The sequence below is a fragment of the Robertmurraya sp. DFI.2.37 genome, from assembly GCF_029211245.1.
Lineage (GTDB): Bacteria > Bacillota > Bacilli > Bacillales > Cytobacillaceae > Robertmurraya > Robertmurraya methanolica_A.
The window spans coordinates 111,404-126,394 of record NZ_JARGEJ010000006.1; the positions used below are offsets into that span (position 1 = coordinate 111,404).

16 protein-coding genes, 1 pseudogene and 1 riboswitch are annotated in these 14,991 nt (G+C 38.0%); of the genes and pseudogenes, 2 read left to right on the plus strand and 15 right to left on the minus strand.

Annotated elements, in window-relative coordinates:
* Positions 1-112: 112 nt before the first annotated feature.
* The 5 genes and pseudogenes from PZE06_RS05290 to gcvT all read right to left on the minus strand — a co-directional run bounded on the left by PZE06_RS05290 (position 113) and on the right by gcvT (position 5,845).
* Positions 113-511 (minus strand): VOC family protein, encoded by a 399-nt coding sequence (locus PZE06_RS05290; RefSeq protein ID WP_150915107.1) that lies wholly within the window; start codon positions 509-511, stop codon positions 113-115.
* A gap of 118 nt (positions 512-629) precedes the next feature.
* Positions 630-1,664: pseudogene (locus PZE06_RS05295) on the minus strand (IS1595 family transposase).
* A 231-nt stretch (positions 1,665-1,895) separates the two neighbouring features.
* Complete coding sequence (gcvPB, locus tag PZE06_RS05300) at positions 1,896-3,356, minus strand: aminomethyl-transferring glycine dehydrogenase subunit GcvPB (RefSeq protein WP_150915108.1); 1,461 nt, start codon at positions 3,354-3,356, stop codon at positions 1,896-1,898.
* Positions 3,349-4,695, minus strand: coding sequence for an aminomethyl-transferring glycine dehydrogenase subunit GcvPA (gene gcvPA, locus PZE06_RS05305; protein ID WP_150915109.1), 1,347 nt, complete (start codon positions 4,693-4,695; stop codon positions 3,349-3,351). Before gcvPA ends, gcvPB begins: the two co-directional genes overlap by 8 nt.
* Positions 4,696-4,741: 46 nt before the next feature.
* Positions 4,742-5,845 (minus strand): glycine cleavage system aminomethyltransferase GcvT, encoded by a 1,104-nt coding sequence (gcvT, locus tag PZE06_RS05310; RefSeq protein WP_150915110.1) that lies wholly within the window; start codon positions 5,843-5,845, stop codon positions 4,742-4,744.
* Between the two features lie 405 nt (positions 5,846-6,250).
* Positions 6,251-6,339, minus strand: a riboswitch (glycine riboswitch).
* 485 nt (positions 6,340-6,824) lie between these two features.
* Between gcvT and PZE06_RS05315 the strand changes: the two genes are divergently transcribed.
* Positions 6,825-8,522, plus strand: a complete 1,698-nt coding sequence (locus PZE06_RS05315; protein WP_150915111.1) for a DEAD/DEAH box helicase — start codon at positions 6,825-6,827, stop codon at positions 8,520-8,522.
* A complete protein-coding gene (locus PZE06_RS05320; protein ID WP_150915112.1) occupies positions 8,491-9,291 on the plus strand; it encodes a YqhG family protein in 801 nt (266 codons plus the stop codon). Before PZE06_RS05315 ends, PZE06_RS05320 begins: the two co-directional genes overlap by 32 nt.
* Positions 9,292-9,706: 415 nt before the next feature.
* Here PZE06_RS05320 and PZE06_RS05325 read toward each other — a convergent pair whose 3' ends face one another.
* The 10 genes from PZE06_RS05325 to PZE06_RS05370 all read right to left on the minus strand — a co-directional run bounded on the left by PZE06_RS05325 (position 9,707) and on the right by PZE06_RS05370 (position 14,834).
* Positions 9,707-9,886, minus strand: a complete 180-nt coding sequence (locus tag PZE06_RS05325) for a YqzE family protein (RefSeq protein ID WP_150915113.1) — start codon at positions 9,884-9,886, stop codon at positions 9,707-9,709.
* A gap of 103 nt (positions 9,887-9,989) precedes the next feature.
* The gene (comGG, locus tag PZE06_RS05330; protein WP_150915114.1) at positions 9,990-10,367 is read right to left on the minus strand and encodes a competence type IV pilus minor pilin ComGG; all 378 of its coding nucleotides are present in this window, start codon (positions 10,365-10,367) and stop codon (positions 9,990-9,992) included.
* Positions 10,364-10,849: a competence type IV pilus minor pilin ComGF gene (comGF, locus tag PZE06_RS05335; protein ID WP_263641550.1), complete on the minus strand. Its 486-nt coding sequence runs from the start codon at positions 10,847-10,849 to the stop codon at positions 10,364-10,366. Before comGF ends, comGG begins: the two co-directional genes overlap by 4 nt.
* Positions 10,800-11,129 (minus strand): type II secretion system protein, encoded by a 330-nt coding sequence (locus PZE06_RS05340; RefSeq protein ID WP_150915116.1) that lies wholly within the window; start codon positions 11,127-11,129, stop codon positions 10,800-10,802. The genes comGF and PZE06_RS05340 overlap by 50 nt, the downstream gene beginning before the upstream one ends.
* Positions 11,113-11,550, minus strand: a complete 438-nt coding sequence (gene comGD, locus PZE06_RS05345) for a competence type IV pilus minor pilin ComGD (RefSeq protein ID WP_225310609.1) — start codon at positions 11,548-11,550, stop codon at positions 11,113-11,115. The genes PZE06_RS05340 and comGD overlap by 17 nt, the downstream gene beginning before the upstream one ends.
* Before the next feature lie 4 nt (positions 11,551-11,554).
* The gene (gene comGC, locus PZE06_RS05350; RefSeq protein ID WP_150915118.1) at positions 11,555-11,947 is read right to left on the minus strand and encodes a competence type IV pilus major pilin ComGC; all 393 of its coding nucleotides are present in this window, start codon (positions 11,945-11,947) and stop codon (positions 11,555-11,557) included.
* A gap of 15 nt (positions 11,948-11,962) precedes the next feature.
* Positions 11,963-12,994, minus strand: a complete 1,032-nt coding sequence (gene comGB, locus PZE06_RS05355) for a competence type IV pilus assembly protein ComGB (protein ID WP_150915119.1) — start codon at positions 12,992-12,994, stop codon at positions 11,963-11,965.
* The gene (locus tag PZE06_RS05360) at positions 12,981-13,364 is read right to left on the minus strand and encodes an ATPase, T2SS/T4P/T4SS family (RefSeq protein WP_263641549.1); all 384 of its coding nucleotides are present in this window, start codon (positions 13,362-13,364) and stop codon (positions 12,981-12,983) included. Before PZE06_RS05360 ends, comGB begins: the two co-directional genes overlap by 14 nt.
* Before the next feature lie 14 nt (positions 13,365-13,378).
* The gene (locus PZE06_RS05365) at positions 13,379-14,008 is read right to left on the minus strand and encodes a replication-relaxation family protein (protein ID WP_150948258.1); all 630 of its coding nucleotides are present in this window, start codon (positions 14,006-14,008) and stop codon (positions 13,379-13,381) included.
* Positions 13,968-14,834, minus strand: a complete 867-nt coding sequence (locus PZE06_RS05370; protein WP_150948256.1) for an FtsK/SpoIIIE domain-containing protein — start codon at positions 14,832-14,834, stop codon at positions 13,968-13,970. The genes PZE06_RS05365 and PZE06_RS05370 overlap by 41 nt, the downstream gene beginning before the upstream one ends.
* Between the last annotated feature and the right edge of the window lie 157 nt (positions 14,835-14,991).

Sequence of the window (14,991 nt, forward strand, 5' to 3'; positions counted from 1 at the left end):
CTAATTAATGGTAGTTCTATTTTGTAATATTTGCTTATTAAACTATCGCACCCGTTCGTTGAACAATTTATGCTTTTTTTATTGGTATGAATAGGATATTAAGTTCTTCATATTATTTAGGTAAATTTAGTTGCCACGAAACTCCATAACGGTCATTTAGCCAGCCAAATTTCTTACTGAATCCATAATCTCCTATTGGCATAAGTGCTTGTCCATCTTCAATGAGTTTCTGATAAAGATTGTCAAGTTCTTCTTCAGTATTACAAGTAACAAATATTGAGAATGAGGGTGTGAAGGAAAACTGATGTTTAATATTGCTGTCTATGCACATAAATTCTTGACCTTTTAAAGTGAAAGTAGCCTGCATAACAGTTCCTTCATCCCCACTTTCATTTGCACCATATCGAACAATATTTGTAATTGCTGAATCCTCAATCAGAGATGTGTAAAAATTCATTGCCTCTTCTGCGTTGCCCTCTTGAAACATTAAAAATGGTGTTACCTTTTCCATTATAAATCTACTCCTTTTAGAATCTATTTTCTAAATTATAATTCAACCTATATTATAATATCCATTCTTTTACTAACCTGCACGTTAGTTGAACAAGCCGTAATGTTTATAGCGTAAATTAAGATAACTTAAGTGTATCATACGTTTCCATATTTTGTATTAAATTTCCTTTAATCATCAAGTCATTCATAGCAATAGGATTCCTTTGATGTTGAATTGATTCCAACAAACTGAAACAAGCAAGGTAATTATTCAGATATTTAGTTGCAACTCCATTAAAACGTTGTATCCATCCTTTAAGCCTTCGGTGATAATTGTTAACGTTCTGGATATGGAATAGTCCCTTTGTGCGAACCTTACCATCAGACTTGAATTGATAAATATCCATCCCTTTTTCAGCAGCATATGTTTTAAAGGCACGCCAATCGGTGCATAATACATTTTCGCTTGAAAGTTTATGTCCGATGGCTTTATCTAACTGTTCTTTTGTTAATCGCCCCATTCCCAATGTCTGCGAAAAAGCCATCTTTTCACGGTCTCTTGCGACCTATACACATACTTGTTCGTTGCTTATGCCACGTTTCTTAGCAGAACCTCCACGTTTACAAGGTTTTCTGTCTTTTAACTTTCTTTGCCCTTTTTCTGAGTATAGGAAATAGGTCTCGTCCATTTCAACGATACCTTCAAAATTAGATATTTTCATTTGTTTTAGTGATGGTAAGAGTTTATGCCTCCAGTAAAACAATGTAACGTGAGTAACATTTCCAACTAATTTAGCAGATTTACGCAGAGAGTATCCCTCTACCATACATTCGATGAATTTAATCCATTGATTGAGATGGCGTGTTCGATATAGAGCAGTATTTGTTAGGTCAGTAAATGTCTTTTTACACGCTTTACAGCGATAACGTTGCTTTTCTACTTCATCACCATCAACACTCGTTGAGTATGTGCCATACCGAACGATATGTTCTGATTCACAGTCAGGACAATGATAACCGCTCTTATTTTTGCGTTCAGATATTTCTTGCAGAACAGTTCCTGTCGAAGAAGATGCAGTAAGTGCATCAATTAAATACTCTCGTAGTCGGTGCTTTTCTGCTGGATTTAGTTTTTGTATGGCTTTAAGAATATCAGTTGCTCTCACGTTCATCACCACTTTTATATAGTTAAATTCATTATAGAACATATGTTCCTTCGGATCGAATTATCAACAACAGGATTTAACAGTGCCAAACCATTAAAACAAATAAAGAGCTTTGCACATAGGCAAAGCTCTTTTTCATTCAGCACTATAATACGCTCTAGTTATTTCGCATTTCGTACAAAATAAGTGAAACATTGTACAGCAGCATAATTAAATACACTACCTTTTATTAAAAACTTATTGTTTTTGATAGCGCAAGATTGGTTTTCTTGCTGCCGTTGTTTCATCAAGACGACCTACGACTGTAGAATGGGGAGCCTCTTGAACGATTTCTGGATTCTCCTCCGCTTCTTTAGCGATTTGAATCATCGCGTCACAGAAGGCGTCTAACGTTTCCTTTGACTCCGTTTCGGTCGGCTCAATCATGATGCACTCCTCCACATTCAGCGGGAAGTAAATCGTTGGTGGGTGATAGCCAAAATCAAGGAGACGTTTAGCAATATCCAACGTTCTCACCCCAAGCTTTTTTTGACGCTTTCCACTTAGGACAAACTCATGCTTACAATGTCTATCAAATGGAAGATCGTAGAATGGCGCTAATCTTCTCATCATATAATTGGCATTTAGGACCGCATATTCTGTTACAGCTTTGAGCCCATCTGGACCCATGCTGCGAATATACGTATAAGCACGGACATTAATTCCGAAATTACCATAATAAGGTTTAACGCGACCGATTGAGTGCGGACGGTTATAATCTAGTACATATTCGTCTCCCTGCTTCGTGACAACAGGCTTCGGTAAAAATGGAATTAAATCTTCCTTCACTCCTACAGGTCCTGAACCTGGACCACCGCCACCATGAGGGCCAGTAAATGTTTTATGAAGGTTTAAATGGACGACATCAAAGCCCATATCACCTGGTCTTGCTTTTGAAAGCACAGCATTTAAATTGGCACCATCATAGTATAGCTTCCCACCGCCTCCGTGGACAATTTCTGCCATCTCTACGATATTTTCTTCAAATAGACCTAAAGTATTAGGATTCGTCAGCATCAATGCTGCTGTATCTTCTCCAACTACGTTTCGTAAGTCCTCTAAATCTACCAATCCGTACTCATTTGACTTTACTGTTACCGTTTCAAAACCAGCCACCGTTGCCGATGCGGGGTTTGTTCCATGGGCAGAGTCAGGAACAATCACCTTCGTTCGTTTCGTATCCCCGTTTGCTTCATGATAAGCGCGAATCATCATTAAGCCAGTCCATTCTCCATGGGCACCAGCTGCAGGCTGTAACGTAACTTCATCCATACCTGTGATTTCAATTAAATGTTCTTGAAGATCATACATCAGCTCCAAGGCACCTTGGACAGAGCTCTCATCCTGCAATGGATGGATATGAGCAAAGCCATTAAAGCGTGCTACATTTTCATTCATTTTTGGATTGTATTTCATCGTACAAGAACCGAGTGGATAAAAACCAGAATCGACCCCATGATTTCGCTTCGATAACGCAGTATAGTGACGCATAATGTCGAGCTCAGATACTTCTGGTAATTCCGCTTCTTCCGCTCGTATATAGCCTTCCGGTAAAAGCTCGTTCACATCAACCTCTGGAACATCCATTTCTGGAAGGCTATAACCAACTCTGCCTCGCTTGCTAAGTTCAAATATAAGGGCTTGATCTTCTTTATGCATGGAAATCCCCCATTTCTTGTGCAAATGTATCGATCTCTTCTTTCGTTCTCAACTCTGTAACCGCTACTAACATGTGCTGTTCGAGCTCTGGGTAATCACGACCTAGATCGTAACCACCGATAATTCCTTTTTGCAGAAGAGCTTGATTCAATTCTTTCACAGGCTTTGAAACTTTTACGACAAACTCATTAAAGGATGGACCTTCAAAAACAATCTCCAACCCTTTTTCTTGCAAGACTTTCTTTGCATAATGGGCTTTCTGAATGTTTTGTAATGCCATTTCCTTCACGCCTTTTCTTCCTAATGCGGTCATCGCTACAGATGCAGCTAATGCATTCAAGGCTTGATTCGAACAGATATTTGACGTTGCCTTATCACGACGAATATGTTGCTCGCGCGCTTGAAGAGTAAGGACAAAACCTCTTCTTCCTTGATCGTCAGTCGTTTGTCCAACCAAACGGCCTGGTACTTTTCTCATCAATTTGCTTGTGACAGCAAAATAACCACAATGTGGACCACCGAATGCTGTAGGAATACCAAATGGCTGGGCATCCCCTACGACAATGTCTGCACCGAACTTTCCAGGAGGAGTTAAGGCACCAAGTGCTAATGGATTACTAGAGACAACAAACATCGCTTTTTGTCCGTGGACAACCTCCTCTATCTCTGCCAGCGGCTCAAGTCGTCCAAAGAAATTTGGATATTGCACAATCACTGCTGCAGTATCCGAATCAACCATTGACTGTAACGCTTCTAGATCGGTAATCCCTTCCTTTTGCGGAACTTCAATGACTTCGATATATTGTCCCTTTGCGTACATCTTCACGACTTCTTTTGATTCTGGATGAACCGCACTGGAGACAAGCACTTTCTTTCTACGTGTTTGACCTGCACTAAGCATGGCCGCTTCGGCGAGAGCCGTTCCACCATCATACATAGAAGAGTTGGCAACATCCATTCCAGTCAGCTCGCAGATCATCGTCTGGAACTCAAAAATGGCTTGTAATTCACCTTGAGAAATTTCTGGTTGATACGGTGTATAGGCTGTATAAAACTCTGAACGTGATAATACGTGATCGACGATAACAGGCATATAATGATCATAAACACCTGCTCCTAGAAAACTAGAATGAGACTTTAAATCAGCATTTTTATTAGCTAATCGAGTCAATTCTTTCAATAGTGCAGATTCCGATTTTGCTGCTTTAATATTATAGTTCCCCTTAAATTGAACACTTTTCGGAATATCATTGAAAAGCTCCTGAATGGAAGAAACACCGATCGTATCAAGCATTTCTTTTTGGTCGGCTTCAGTCATCGGTAAGTAACGATGCTTCATTGCGGATTCCCCTTTCTTTTCCTGGCAAATTTAGTTGTCATTCCTTTTAAGAACGAGTTCGTTTATAAAATGGCGTTGGGATCACTTTCGCTTTTACTTTCTTGCCGCGAATTTCAACAGCCACTTCTGTATCAAGCGCACTAAATTTACTTTCAATAAGTGCTAAGCCAATATTTTTCTTTAATGTAGGAGATTGAGTACCAGTAGTCACATCGCCAATTTTTTGTTCATCCATATAAACTGGATAGCCATGGCGTGGAATTCCTCTTTCGATCATCTCAATACCAACTAATGTACGAGGAACTCCAGACTTCTTTTGCTTCTTTAACGCTTCTTTTCCAACGAAGTCAGCTTCTTTATTAAGCTTTACGGCAAATCCAATCCCAGCTTCTAACGGGGAAATTTGCGGTGAAAGCTCTTGACCATAAAGAGCTAAAGTCGCCTCGAAACGCAACGTATCTCTTGCCCCTAAGCCACATGGCAAAACTCCGTCATCCTGTCCGGCTGTTAAAATTTCATTCCAAATCAGAACGGCATCTTCACTTGCACAATAGATTTCAAAACCATCCTCACCAGTGTAGCCAGTTCTAGAGACAAGAGTTTTCTTTCCAGCTATCTCGACATCAAGCTGGAATTTAAAGAAACCAATCTTACTTAGGTCTTCCTTTGCCAGCTTTTGCAATACCTTCTCGGCTAATGGTCCCTGTAATGCTAACTGAGCCATGCTTTCAGAGACATTTTTGAGCGTAACCCCTTCATCGACATGCTTCTCTAGCCAATCATAATCTTTCGTGATATTTGCTGCATTTACCACGAGTAGATAATCATCTTCCCCTAGTTTGTAAACGAGTAAATCATCCACTGTGCCACCATTTTCATAGCACATAGCGGTATATTGAGCACCACCAGCACTCAACTTTGAAATATCATTTGTCATCATTTTTTGCAGATAAGAAAGACTGTTTGGACCTTTAACTTCAATTTCTCCCATATGTGAGACATCAAATAATCCTGCCTTAGTTCGAACAGCTTCATGTTCTTCTTTAATGCTGGAAAACTGTACAGGAAGGTCCCATCCGCCAAAATCAATTGTTTTTCCCCCATATTGTTTGTAAACCTCAAATAAAGGAGTACGCTTTAGCTCAGACATTACATGATCCCCTTTCTTATTTTTACTTGGTATTTATCAAAACCCGCCTAAAAAAGCGAAATTTCATCGAAAAGCAGAAGCGCCTTGCTCATTTTGCCGTACAAACTGGAAGAGCCTCGACTGAGATAAAGGAAACTTGAATCGTGAAGCGATTCATAGTTGACTTATCATAGGGAAAAGACTTGAAGCTTGCTAGGCGATCGGCGCTGGAGCTAGACCATTGTCAAAATCAAACGTTATATCTCTGTCCAAGAAAAAAAGGACAGAGCTCCCCCTTTTCATAAAAGTAAGGTCTCTGTCCTGGCACCTGAAAGTTTACTTACTTAAGTCTTCATGCTGTATGAACACCCCGTAAGCTTTCCCCTTTGGTGGCTTCATTTCCTGTCGAAGCACTCTCCAGAGTTGCGTCAAACAAGTGTACTTTTGCCTGAGAGATTCACAAATTCATGCTTGCTCCTTCGGCGCTACAACGTAGTCTCTCCCCTTGTTCTCATCCGCGTTTATAAAATTTTCCCAGTTGGTCATACTATAAAGTACGAATTAATACGAAAAAAATCGAGATAATTACAAATGAGGTTTCAAATAAAAAACGAACAATTCATCAATTTACACATGTGTTTATTCATAATAAAACGATTGTTTTTTTATAAAATTACATATTCGTTCGTCTATAGTCAACATGTGACAAAATTTCTAACTTTCAAATACATCCTACCATGTACATTATATCAGGGCAATATCTTTTTCTGAAAAGCTACGATATTATTGGGCAAATGATATAAGGCTCATTACGTATGAAACATAGGTTTCATATGCCTTTCAGTTATGCTAAATTCCATAAGAAAGCAGGTTTTTCCATGGAATCAAAGAGAAAATGGATTGAAAAGTCCTCACTGACATATGACAAAGCTTTCGAAAATATGAATTCATAATCATTTCATTTATTCGTACAAAACACGAATTAAAAGGAGCAAATACTATGACGGTAGAAATACAATTCGATACATCATGGGCAGATGGTTTCTTTCAAAAAATTAAAGATGACGGTCCTTGGGGAAATTGGGACTTATACAAACTGGCAATCGAAGTGGAAAAACACACGGTCATTGATGATTTTGAGGGCTTACAAGCACCAAAACATCTCCCTCAGCTAACACCACTACCACATCAGCTCGAAGTAGCAAAGCGAGTTGTGGAAGATATGAATGGGAAAGCGATATTAGCCGATGAAGTCGGATTAGGAAAAACGATCGAGGCAGGCCTAATCTTAAAAGAATATATGATTAGAGGGCTCGTAAAAAAAGCCTTAATCTTAGTCCCTGCATCCCTTGTCACACAATGGGCCAATGAACTAACGAGTAAATTTTATATTCCAGCAGTCGCCCAAAAGAAAAGCTACGTTTGGGAGCAATGTGATGTCGTCGTATCATCGATCGACACAGCCAAACGTAATCCTCATCGCGACATTATTTTCCAACAGGATTATGATTTAATTATTATCGATGAAGCTCATAAACTCAAAAATAATAAAACGAAAAACTATGAATTTGTCCAAAGTTTAAAAAAGAAATTTTGTCTCTTATTAACAGCCACTCCTATCCAAAATCGCATAAGTGAAATCTTTAATCTTGTCTCCTTATTAAAACCTGGACATTTAGGGAATGAGTCCGCTTTTTATGAAAAATATAAAAAAGATTCACGTTCATTAGATGATAATGAGCATTTAAAACAATTAGTCAATAAAGTGATGATTCGCAATCGCAGAGCAGACACCGGCATTGAATGGACTGGGCGGCATGTAGAAACGGTTCCTATCGAGTTTTCAAAGGAGGAACAGCAATTGTATGATGCTATTTCAGAGCTAAGGAGTGAGGATAATTGGATGGCGACGAGCGCCTTTTCAATCATGACGTTGCAAAGGGAAGCATGCAGCAGCCGTGAAGCCGTCTTCGTAACTTTGAAAAACATGCTCGCGAAACAAGAAACACCAAGTCCTGCATATGAGCAACAAATTCAAACACTTGCGGAAAAAGTGCAGGCGGTCCAAAAGAATTCTAAAGCTGAAAAGGCTCTCGAGCTGATTCGAAATATTGATGATAAAGTGATTATTTTTACTGAATATAGGGCAACGCAAATGTATCTTCAATGGTTCTTAAAACAAAATGGTATTACTTCCGTTCCATTTAGGGGTGGATTTAAACGTGGAAAAAAGGATTGGATGCGCGAATTGTTCCAAAAACACGCACAGGTATTAATCGCAACAGAAGCAGGTGGAGAAGGGATTAACCTTCAATTTTGTCATCATATCATCAACTTTGATTTACCATGGAATCCGATGCGGCTCGAACAAAGAATTGGCCGGGTTCATCGCCTTGGTCAAGAGAAGGATGTTCACATCTATAATTTTGCAACTAAAGGAACTGTGGAAGAACATGTATTAAAGCTTCTTCACGAAAAAATTTCTTTATTTGAAAAAGTCGTTGGGGAACTTGATGATATTCTCTCCAAGCTTGAGTTCGGCAACTTTGAGGATTACTTAATCGATATCTTCGGCCATTCTACCTCAGAAGGAGAGATGAAAATTAAGATGGATAATCTTGCTTCAATGATTCAATTTGCCGAAGAAATGAAGGGGAGTGAAACAAATGCAGCAGCAGGAAATTCAACGATTTCTTAAAAATTATTTTCAGGCCAACGGCTGTGAGATTATCGAAGAGGAAAATGGGTATATGACGGTACAATTAACGATTGAATTAGACAAGGAATTGATGAATCGACCGTTTTACTGGCATTACCTAGAAAAAACAGGCGGAGTACCCAATCCGATGAAACTAACCTTTATCACCAATCAAGAAGCAGCGCCAGAGCATATTAAAGGAGAAGTCATTCATTTTGGCTCCCCTCGTCTTCATCAAATCTTTCAATCAACGAAAAACTTAGCTGCTTACATTCGTTTATACGAAAATCATCGCTTTACATCAGGTCAGCAAGTTCCTTTAAAACCGTGGCTAGGTCTTAATGTTCGCATCTCCTATCAATGTGATCGAAAAAGGGATGTGTTTAAATCACTTGGTTTACAGCTTATCAATGGACAAATTGTGGAGAATTTCCATGATCGCCTTTTAAATTTGCAGCTTACGCCGAAAATTCCTGATTATTCATTTACCCTTTCACCGCTTATCATGCCGAAAAGCGGTGTTTCAAGAATTAAAAATCAATTAGTGAGAGAAATTGAACAAGAGGATGACAGTTGGGCTGTTGAAGCAAGGAAGCGTTGGCATAAAGATTTACAACTTCTGGAACATTTTTACGAGGAGATAGGAGATGATGAAAAAGGAGAAACTTACGGGAATGAAAAAAAGGCCCTCCAAGACCAATACGAGCCTAACGTAAAAATCTCTATCGTCAACGGTGGTCTCTTTTATTTAACCGATCGGGCTGTATAAAAAAGAAAACTGCTCACTTTCAATCAATGATCATGTCAAGCCCTTAAAACGGAAAAGGACACATTTACTGACAACATAGAAAAAGGATAGACGAACACTGCTATTCATCTATCCTTTTATGCAAGAAATGACATTTTTCGCATAATAAACGACCTGTAAAGTAATATGTCTACGCAAAAAGCGATTTGCGGATCTTTCCATTCACTCAATCATTTCGAGAGTACACATTCTGCGTTCTCGTCGTTTCACTTAAATTGTAGTAGTACATCTCATTCAAACAAAAAAATACACCACTATATAAGTGATGTACACAGTTTGTCAGCATAAAGGCAGCAAGAGTACATTGATTATATTATAAATCGAAGCGGGATAAAATGCGTTTATTACCGCTCCAGTCCCTTGCTTCCCGAGATCTTTACCTTCTTTTCTTCTTCATACTTATAAATGCATACGGCAGGAGACCAAACCAACGGTACCAAAAGCTTGCTTTGCCTTCCTTCCTTTCTTGCTTAATCTTTATTCGCTCGTCTTTTGGCTGGTCAATATATTTTACGACTGTTTCAGTAATATACTTTACATAATCATTTGTTTTCATGTTATCAGCACTCCTAACAAACTCATTGTCAGTAGCAGTATATCCGAAAAAACATTTTCTATTACCGCCAACAACCAAGTAGAAAGAGATTTCGCTAAAGAGCTTAGTTTCGTTCCGTCCATTTCACCATTTTTTGCAGTTCCTGATCAAAATAGCCTACTCCTGTAAGTTCCCCTTGAGATGAAGTAAATAATCGAAAGGAGATTTGCAATTGCCCAGGGCCAAGTTCTTCGATTTGGTACGTAACGGTGCCGTTTTCGTAATGGAACTGCCCCGTTTTCTTAAATTGCTCTTCTGTACTTAACAACGTTTCAACCTTTTTTAAAGATTGGAGAAACATAAACTGGTTTCTCTCAAACTCTGCAAGTTCAAATTGAAATCTTTTCTCCATCACATATTGCTGAAAATGAACAGCTAAAAAGCTTGAAAATAAAAGCAAAATACAAAGGGTTACAGGAAAGGTAAAGCCTCGTGCATTCATTCTTCTTCAACTCCATTCTCTACAGAGCTAATAAATGAAAAGATCGTCACCTGATTTAAGTGGTGAAATAAGTCTTTCACCTCTATTGTGATCGCGTTTTCCTGCTTTGAAAAAGTGACAGAAGCAACATTTTGAAGAACAACCTCGTGTCCTTTCCTATTTACCTGTTTTCTTAAAACATTTTGATATTTTTGATAGGAAATGCTCTCTTCTCCTTTTATTAACATTAATTCACCATTTACTACCTCAACATAATCACTCGATTGAACATCCTTCTTCGTTTGACTAATAAATAACTCCCATTCCATTTTCTGAATTCTTGCCTCCACCGCGTGATCGTAAAAGATAATTTGAAATAATAGTGGCAGAAAAGAGAGCATTAAACAAAAGATTGAGAATGAATAAAGCATCTCTAACATCGTGAAGCCACTCTCACTCAAGACGTTCGCATTTCTCCTTTTCTTCTGCAAAAGAGTTTTCATATTTAATACACACCTTTATCGGCAGATTCAACTCCGTTTCCCAATGAATACGGAATGATTCATTTTCTCTTTCGATGATGCCACTCTCCATAAAACCATCCTGTAGATAGCGTTGAAGCGCCTCGTACATTAAATGAGTTGCAGAGATTTCCTTTTGGATATCTAACGATTGCTTACTAACATGTAAGTATAGTGGAAGAAGTGTAAGGCACATTAACATCCAGACCGTTAGGGAGAGAAAAAGTTCAGCCAAGAAAAAACCTCTACATCCTTTTAACATAGAACCGCCCCCGACCTAACTGGAACATAAGCTGATAAGCATTTTCCCCAATGTAAATGTAAATGGCCCCGATCGTGCTAATATTTCCATTCGAATGATAATAAAAGTGGAGTTTTTGTGACCCACCTCTGACCATGATGCTATCTGCGTATTCCCGTTTGAGAAGAAGTTCACCATTTTGCTTTCGTATATAATAATAATTTTCCGCGGTTATGAAATTGACTCTTACAAGCTTTTGATTGGTGATCGCATATTGTTGTGCATAAAGAAAATCAGCCTTTAGCTGTGAGAAAAACAACTGCCTTTCTTGTTGAAAATGATGGGGCTTTAAGGAAAGAAATGAGATAGATATCATGAGCAAAAATATACTCAACACAAACAACGCCTCCAGCATGGTAAACCCCTGCTCCTTGCCCTTCATCTTTCTAAGTCCCACTTGTAACCTTTACCTCGCCTTTTCCATCAATCGTAATTCGAGCTCCATTTGAACACGTCGCCTGCTCTTCGTTTAAATATCCTTCCGATTGTAAAACCTCCATACTCGTAGGCACTGTTTTTTTATCCATTTCATATGCTTGTACTTGTGCCTCCACCATCTTTACCAGAGCCTTACAGCCTTTCGTATTAATGGTAGAATTATGTTTCGTAATATTGGGAATTGTAATTATTAATAAGACGGTAATAACAAGAAGAACGATCATCATCTCTATTAATGTGAACGCGTTTTCCTCGTTTATTTTTTTGACAGCTAAACATCGATATTGACTATCTTTTGCCTTAATTAGGGTAAAGCCATCCTGTTTAAATATTTTTTTCATCGAAAATACTCCTTTCTAAAATCCATCCAGCAGTTGAAACATTGGTAACAGTATCGCTAAATACATCGAAACAATAATAAGTCCGATGAGTGAATATAGGATTGGTTGAACAATTTTAAACGTTTTTTCTGTTTTATTCTCCAGCTTCTCAAGACAATGCTTGCTGAAGAAAAGAAGTTCCTCTGAGAGCTTCCCATTTTCCTGACCATGTTTAACAATGAATGGGAGCTCTCTTGCAAAGAAATCATAATGCGTTAAAACGGCCTCAAACGATTCCCCTCTGATTAAAAAAAGCTGCATCTCTTGTCCAATTTGCTTATAAAACGGGCTTTGCACATATTTTTCAAACACTTTCAGTGCTTCATGAACAGAAAGACCACCAGCTAGTAAATAGCTAAGTTGCACACTAAAATAATGCGTTGTAAACAAACGATAGAATGAGCCGAAAAATGGGATGTTTGCCATAAGCGATCTTTGTTTAAGGGGAAGGAGTCTTCTAAAAGTCATGAAGTAATAGCTAAGTAAGAGGAGCACACATAGTAATAGAAGAATGACGAAGAATGGAGAAGCTTCTCCGATAAACGACACCACTCTCATGAATATGTTGGGTTTTAAATTCATGGAGCTGAACAACAAAATATATTGGGGGAGCAATACTTTTTCCACAAAGAAAAATAGAAATAAGGTGACGGCTATCAATATTGTTGGATAGACAAGCAGTTTTTTTAACTTTTCCACGTCGTCTTGCCTTTTAAGAATCATCGTGCTACCTTCGCGAAATGCATCCGCTAATGAACCGTGTTCTTCAGCAAAATAAACGTATCCAACTAATGTTTGATTGAAGCCTAAATTGGAAAGAATTTGATGAAAAGGATGACCTTCTCGTAAATGGAGTAACGCTTGAGCAACATCTTCCTTTTGCCTGTTTTTCATTTGATAGGTTAATGAATGGATGGCATCCGCCAACGGGTAGCCTCGCTCTAAAAGCTCACCTGTTTTCCTTAAAAATTCTGCCTGATCCTTCATTGGCCATTTATGCGTCTTCATCTGTAATCCATCTTTCATATTCTGATTCCTTAATATAACCTAGAGCAATTCCCTTATTAATAATACTTTTCAGGCTTTTATATGAAGTGGTATCTTGACCGTGTATGACACGCATTAACGCTTTCCCGGTCAATAGCTCAAAAATACTCGCTCTTTTTAATTGATTGCTAGAAAAGCAATAAGGAGAACAAATATTCCCTTCACAATATGGGCACTCCAATTCCACCAGCCTTTGTGCAGCAACAGCAACAAGTGTTTGCTCTACTTCAATTCGTTCAACCCCAAATTCCAATAAGCGATAAATAGCTCCTTTAGCATCTCGTGTATGCATCGTGCTCAACACTAAATGTTCTGTAAATACAATAGGCACATTGTATAGTTTAATTATTTTATTTCTTTAAATGTTTTCACTTCGCATGACAGTGATTTAGTCAACTCTTCGAAGGTATTTTTTCTCTTTTCACTTGTTGTAAATATGCAAAGTTTCGGAACTTCCACATAAGTACTTCGAATTTCCTTCCACATCTTCACATACTTTTGAATCTTTTTCTTGTTATCAATCATTGAACGTGTGTTATCTACTTCAACCAAATAAATGTATCCGTTCCGTTTGAACACAGCATCAGGAATAACTCTGTCTTTAGCAACTGACAATCCTTTAACTTGTATCCCAAAACTAAATTCAGGCTCTTGAGTTGTTTCAATAATATGTTCTCGCTTCCAGCTTAAAGGACAATCAAAATAGATATACACATCATTTAAAAGCAACATGTGTTCAAATAAAGGGGTCTTTCGAACTTCCTTTTGAGAACCAATTAAATGTCTTCCTTCTTTATTAAGATAGATAATTTTTTCTTTAGACCTCGTTTCATGTAAATAAGGAGATAATTCAGATACGATTCTACAAGAATTTCGATAGCCACCACACTTAAAAATATTATGAAATTGCCTTACTGTAATAATTCCTAATTTATCAATCGTTTGCAGATACATTTCCATCCTTTCCTGATTCATGAAGAAACCTCCCAATCATTTCATCTGAAATAAACGGTGATTGTAGTTCTTTTTTCTGTTCGATTTTATATATGCACCGTCCAGGAATAGCTTCTATTTCTTCAGCTCCTGGTTCTCCTAACACCACCATACTACCCATTCGCTCAGCCATTCGATACGATACTTTCGCCACCATATTAATTTTCACTTGCGCCGGCACTGCATCTCTAACTGGATATTGCGTACAAAAAATAAGTCTGTATCCCAATCCTCCACCGATACGCGCTATTTCACCTAAATATATTTGTGCGATATCTGCGTATTTTCGTAATTCTTTCGGCACAAACTTAGGTGCTAATTCTGCCCCTTCATCAACAATAATGAATGTTCTTTCTTTAATTGGAGTGTCTTTGATATTAGACCAATTATTCTTTCTGAATCGCTCTTCTTCTAATTTGATTATTTTATAAACCTTATCTAATACTTTACAAGCTTCTATTAAATCACAAGCAACTGTTGCGACTTCTGGCTCATTACGGTACTTCCAAAACTCTAGTCCGCCTTTTAAATCTAAAATAAATAATCTGACTTTCTTAGGGTTCGATAATATCAAAGAAGTAAAAATGCTTTTCAACAGTACAGTTTTCCCGAAACGTGTGGTACCACCAACCAGTAAATGTGGATAATCCTCAAAATTGTGATAAATGACTTTCCTGTCCTTTCCTATAGGTACAAGCCAACTCCCTTCTCGGAGTAATAACGGGGAATAATCCCAATTAGCCAGCTTTTTATTAGGAATAAACGCAGCACCTAATACCACAATCGGAAGCAGTAGCCATCCAAACATAAAAACCTCCTTATTAAATATAAGTAGCTTTCTAAATGAAGCGATAAAACAAGTTTCAGAACCTTAACATAAAACAATTGGAAGAATTCAATGAAGCATTCACTAGATGAATTATTAAAAGAAGAATACACTGTAGAGTTTATACAAGAACCACAAT

Excerpts from the sequence above, each read along its gene's own strand:
- PZE06_RS05290 (WP_150915107.1), bottom strand. The coding sequence starts at position 511 with ATGGAAAAGGTAACACCATTTTTAATGTTTCAAGAGGGCAACGCAGAA.
- gcvPB (WP_150915108.1), bottom strand. The coding sequence starts at position 3,356 with ATGCATAAAGAAGATCAAGCCCTTATATTTGAACTTAGCAAGCGAGGC.
- gcvPA (WP_150915109.1), bottom strand. The coding sequence starts at position 4,695 with ATGAAGCATCGTTACTTACCGATGACTGAAGCCGACCAAAAAGAAATG.
- gcvT (WP_150915110.1), bottom strand. The coding sequence starts at position 5,845 with ATGTCTGAGCTAAAGCGTACTCCTTTATTTGAGGTTTACAAACAATAT.
- PZE06_RS05315 (WP_150915111.1), top strand. The coding sequence starts at position 6,825 with ATGACGGTAGAAATACAATTCGATACATCATGGGCAGATGGTTTCTTT.
- PZE06_RS05320 (WP_150915112.1), top strand. The coding sequence starts at position 8,491 with ATGCAGCAGCAGGAAATTCAACGATTTCTTAAAAATTATTTTCAGGCC.
- PZE06_RS05325 (WP_150915113.1), bottom strand. The coding sequence starts at position 9,886 with ATGAAAACAAATGATTATGTAAAGTATATTACTGAAACAGTCGTAAAA.
- comGG (WP_150915114.1), bottom strand. The coding sequence starts at position 10,367 with ATGAATGCACGAGGCTTTACCTTTCCTGTAACCCTTTGTATTTTGCTT.
- comGF (WP_263641550.1), bottom strand. The coding sequence starts at position 10,849 with ATGAAAACTCTTTTGCAGAAGAAAAGGAGAAATGCGAACGTCTTGAGT.
- PZE06_RS05340 (WP_150915116.1), bottom strand. The coding sequence starts at position 11,129 with ATGTTAAAAGGATGTAGAGGTTTTTTCTTGGCTGAACTTTTTCTCTCC.
- comGD (WP_225310609.1), bottom strand. The coding sequence starts at position 11,550 with ATGAAGGGCAAGGAGCAGGGGTTTACCATGCTGGAGGCGTTGTTTGTG.
- comGC (WP_150915118.1), bottom strand. The coding sequence starts at position 11,947 with ATGAAAAAAATATTTAAACAGGATGGCTTTACCCTAATTAAGGCAAAA.
- comGB (WP_150915119.1), bottom strand. The coding sequence starts at position 12,994 with ATGAAGACGCATAAATGGCCAATGAAGGATCAGGCAGAATTTTTAAGG.
- PZE06_RS05365 (WP_150948258.1), bottom strand. The coding sequence starts at position 14,008 with ATGAATCAGGAAAGGATGGAAATGTATCTGCAAACGATTGATAAATTA.
- PZE06_RS05370 (WP_150948256.1), bottom strand. The coding sequence starts at position 14,834 with ATGTTTGGATGGCTACTGCTTCCGATTGTGGTATTAGGTGCTGCGTTT.